Raw genomic sequence first — 4,149 nt, forward strand, 5'->3', positions numbered from 1 at the left:
GCGCCGGGAAAGGCTACTTCGGAAGAATGAAGCCGGATCGAACCAGAATGACCGGACTTCTTGTAGTGGAAGGCGGCCTTGTCCGGATCGAACGTGCGCTGTTCCATGTCGGTGAAGAGGGGATAGGTGTTGTTTATCGGCGTGTCGTTACCGACGGAGCCGTAGCCTCCTAGGGTCTTCTGGACCATCTCCTCCCGGTCGATTGCATATTTCAGCGCGAGCCGCAGGTCGTTGTTGTCGAACGGGGCCGTGTCGCATTGGAGGACAAATATATAATGGCTCTTCCCGGAGACGTTGCGGATGGTGATACCCGGCAGCCGCTTGATGAGGTCAACAAGCTTGGGCTGGACCCGATTAACGATGTGCACTTGGCCGGTCTGCAGTGCCGTAATGCGGGCGGTATCATCGTTGATGACAAGGATTTCAACTTGGTCGGCAAAGCCACGGTCGTCGCGCCAGTAACCCGCAAACTTTTGGCCACCAAGCCGGACGCCAGGTTCATTGACGGTGACCTTGTAAGGCCCGGTCCCAATGCCTTCGCTTGGGTTGTCCTTCCCACCATTCGGCTGGATCGTCAGATGGTAGTCGTCCATCAGGAAGGGCAGGTCGGCATTGGCTTCCTTGAGCGTGAAGACCACGTTCTCCCCGTCGACGGCCATCTTCTCAATGCCTTGCATGAGGCCGAACGCGGCGGACTTCGAATTGGCATCGGAATGGCGTTCCATCGTGGCGAGCACATCGGCCGGGGTCATCTCCTTGCCGTTATGGAATTGCACACCCTTGCGGATCTTGAAGGTCCAGACCTTGGCGTCCTTTGAAGCGCCCCATTCTTCGGCCAGCGCCGGCTGGAGCTTGCCCTTTGGATCAATTTGCACCAGCTGCTCTGCCCATTGGCGGCCAAAATTCATCGATACAGTTCTAAACAACGCCGGATCGAGACTGTCCGTGGCAGCACCACCCTGCATGCCTAGCTTGAGCAAGCCGCCCCTCACCGGCCCCTCTGCCATTGCGGCAGTGGCAAGCAGGTTGTTGGCAAACGCCGCACCTGCACCAAGCGCCGTGGCTCGACCAAGAAACGCGCGTCGAGACAGCTTGCCTTTGGCGACACGCTCGCTGAGAAAACGCATTTCGTCAATCACATTGGGTTCCCCTTCATATTTGTTCCCCTTTAGGGGAACCTCATTGAACTGGTGGTATCGCGAGGACTCACATCGCTAATTCCCCGCACTCGCCATCTTCCGCCCGGCGGTCGCCTTCTCCAGCCAGCCGAGTTCCATCCTCGGCACGGACGACAGTAGTAGATCGGTATAGTCGTCGAACGGCGGCGTCAGCACCTGGCTCTTCGCCCCATAGCGCACGACCTCGCCGCGATACATGACGGCGATGGAATCGGCGATCGACTTCACCGTCGCGAGATCGTGGCTGATGAAGAGGTAAGCCACCTGCTCGATCTGCTGGAGATTGAGCAACAGCTTCAGGATGCCGTTGGCCACCAGCGGGTCGAGGGCGGAAGTTACCTCATCGCAGATAATCAGCTTGGGCTTGGCGGCAAGCGCGCGGGCGATGCAGACGCGCTGCTTTTGCCCACCCGAAAGCTCGGCTGGATAACGGTCGAGGAAGCCGGTGCCCATCTCGATTTCTTCGAGCAGATCTTGCACGCGCCGGTCGCGCTCGGCACCCCTCAGGCCAAAATAGAAGGTCAGCGGTCGGCCGATGATGGTGCCGACGGTGTGGCGCGGGTTCATCGCCACATCGGCCATCTGGTAGATCATCTGGAGTTGGCACAGGTCTTCCTTCGACCGGTCGGCCAGCAGGTTCGAAAGCTTGCGTCCGTCGAAGGTGATTTCGCCCTGCTGCGGCGGCAGCAGGCCGGTGATGGCGCGCGCCAGAGTCGACTTGCCGGAACCGGATTCGCCGACCACGGCAAGCGTCTGGCCGGGATGGATATCGACCGAGACGTTCTTCAACACCTTTAAAATGCCGTTGCCGTATGCGGCCGTGACGTTCTTCACCGATAGGATCGGTTTCGGCGTCGGATGCTTCTCTTCATGCTCGATATGGTGCACGGAGACCAACGCCTGGGTATAGGCCTGCTTTGGCTCCTTGATGATCTGATGGGCGGTACCCGTCTCGACCATCTTGCCATGGCGCAACACCATAATGTCGTCGGCCATCTGCGCGACAACGGCAAGGTCGTGGGTGATATAGAGCGCGGCAACACCGGTGGCGTGGATTGCTTGCTTGATCGCTGCGAGCACGTCAATCTGCGTGGTCACGTCGAGCGCTGTGGTCGGCTCGTCGAAGATAATCAGATCCGGCTCGGGGCAGAGCGCCATGGCCGTCATGACGCGTTGCAGTTGTCCGCCCGAAACCTGGTGCGGATAGCGTTGGCCGATATTTTCCGGGTCGGGAAGGCTGAGCTTGCGGAACAGCGCGACCGCCCGGCGTTCGGCCTCTGCGTGGGTGGCTAAGCGATGCTTGAGGCAAGTCTCGACGACTTGGTCCATTAGCCGCTGCGCCGGATTCAAGGCCGCGGCGGCCGATTGCGCGACGTAGCTGACCTCATGACCGCGCAGCCTGCGGATACCGTTCTTACCCTGCTTGAGGATGTCGCGGCCGTTAAGGATGATTTCGCCGCAGGTGATGCGGACACCGCCGCGGCCATAGCTCATCGGCGAGAGCCCGATGGTGGATTTGCCGGCGCCTGATTCGCCGATCAGGCCCAGCACCTTTCCCTTCTCGAGCGTCAGCGATACGTCATCGACGATGGTGATCGTCCTAGGCTTTTCGCCTCGCGGATAGCTGGTCGCCTCAATGCGGAGATTGCGGATGTCGAGCAGAACCTCAGCCATTGCAGCGCCCTCCCTTGAGATCGGTGGTTCGGTTCAGGATCCAGTCGGCGACCAGGTTGACCGAGATGGCAAGCGCGGCAATCGCCGCAGCCGGGATCAGCGCCGCCGGGACGCCGAAGACAATGCCATCTTTGTTCTCCTGGACCATGCCGCCCCAGTCTGCTGCCGGCGGCTGCACGCCTAGGCCGAGGAAGGAGAGAGTGGAGAGAACTAGCACCGCATAGATAAAGCGCAGCCCGAGTTCCGAGATCAACGGCGACAGCGCATTGGGCAGAATCTCGGCGAAGATCACCCAGCACTTGCCTTCCCCGCGCAGCTTGGCGGCCTCGACGAAATCCATGACATTGAGATCGGCGGCGACGGCGCGTGACAAACGGTAAACACGCGTACCGTCGAGGATACCCATGACCAGGATCAGCGTCACCAGATTCGAAGGCAGCACGGAGAGCACGACCAAGGCGAAGATCAGGGAGGGAATCGCCATGAGGAGATCGACGAAACGGGACATCAACACGTCGAGCCAGCCGCCGACAATCGCGGCGGTGAACCCGAGGATTGCGCCCATTGAAAACGATAGCGCGGTTGCAAGGATAGCGATGAAGATGGTCGTCTGCGCGCCATAGATCATGCGCGAGAGCAGGTCACGGCCAAGATTGTCCGTGCCGAACAGAAATTTCACCGACATTGGCTCCCAGATGCCGCCGACAATATCGCCTAAGCCGTAGGGGGCGATCCACTGTGCAAAGATCGCAACGAGGAGGAAGAGGGTGGTGATAACAAGGCCGATCAGGGCGCCGATAGGAATACGTCTCAACATGGCGCTCCTTACCTCGGATGCCTGAGGCGCGGATTGGCGAGAATGGACGCCACGTCGGCCACGACGTTGAGGAAAATATAGACGGCGGCGAAGATCAGACCGACGGCCTGGACGACGGGAACGTCGCGCTTGCCGACATGGTCGACCAGATACTGCCCCATGCCCGGATAGACGAAGATCACCTCGACGACTACGACGCCGACCACGAGATAGGCGAGGTTGAGGATCACCACATTTATGATTGGGGCAAGGGCATTGGGTAGAGCATGCTTACGGATGACCTCGAAGGCGGTGAGCCCTTTCAGTTCAGCAGTCTCAATATAAGCCGACTGCATAACATTGAGGATCGCCGCCCGCGTCATGCGCATCATATGCGCAACGATGCCCAGGGTCAGCGCGGTGCAGGGCAACGCTATCGCTTTCATCCTGTCGAGAAAGGGCATGCCGTCGTAAACGGTTGAAATGCCCGGAAATATCTGG

General features: G+C 59.7%; 4 protein-coding genes. All 4 read right to left on the minus strand.

What is annotated here, in order from left to right; genetic code table 11:
* On the minus strand, positions 1 to 1,139 hold a 1,139-nt coding region (locus AC0L3E_RS34380), incomplete at its 3' end, for an ABC transporter substrate-binding protein (RefSeq protein WP_473606882.1).
* Positions 1,140 to 1,214: 75 nt separating this feature from the next.
* A complete protein-coding gene (locus tag AC0L3E_RS34385; RefSeq protein WP_473606883.1) occupies positions 1,215 to 2,852 on the minus strand; it encodes an ABC transporter ATP-binding protein in 1,638 nt (545 codons plus the stop codon).
* Positions 2,845 to 3,669: an ABC transporter permease gene (locus tag AC0L3E_RS34390; RefSeq protein ID WP_473606884.1), complete on the minus strand. Its 825-nt coding sequence runs from the start codon at positions 3,667 to 3,669 to the stop codon at positions 2,845 to 2,847. Before AC0L3E_RS34390 ends, AC0L3E_RS34385 begins: the two co-directional genes overlap by 8 nt.
* Before the next feature lie 8 nt (positions 3,670 to 3,677).
* The coding region (locus tag AC0L3E_RS34395) for an ABC transporter permease (protein ID WP_473606885.1) at positions 3,678 to 4,149 on the minus strand (472 nt) is incomplete at its 5' end.

The sequence above is a fragment of the Mesorhizobium sp. WSM4822 genome, assembly GCF_055811155.1.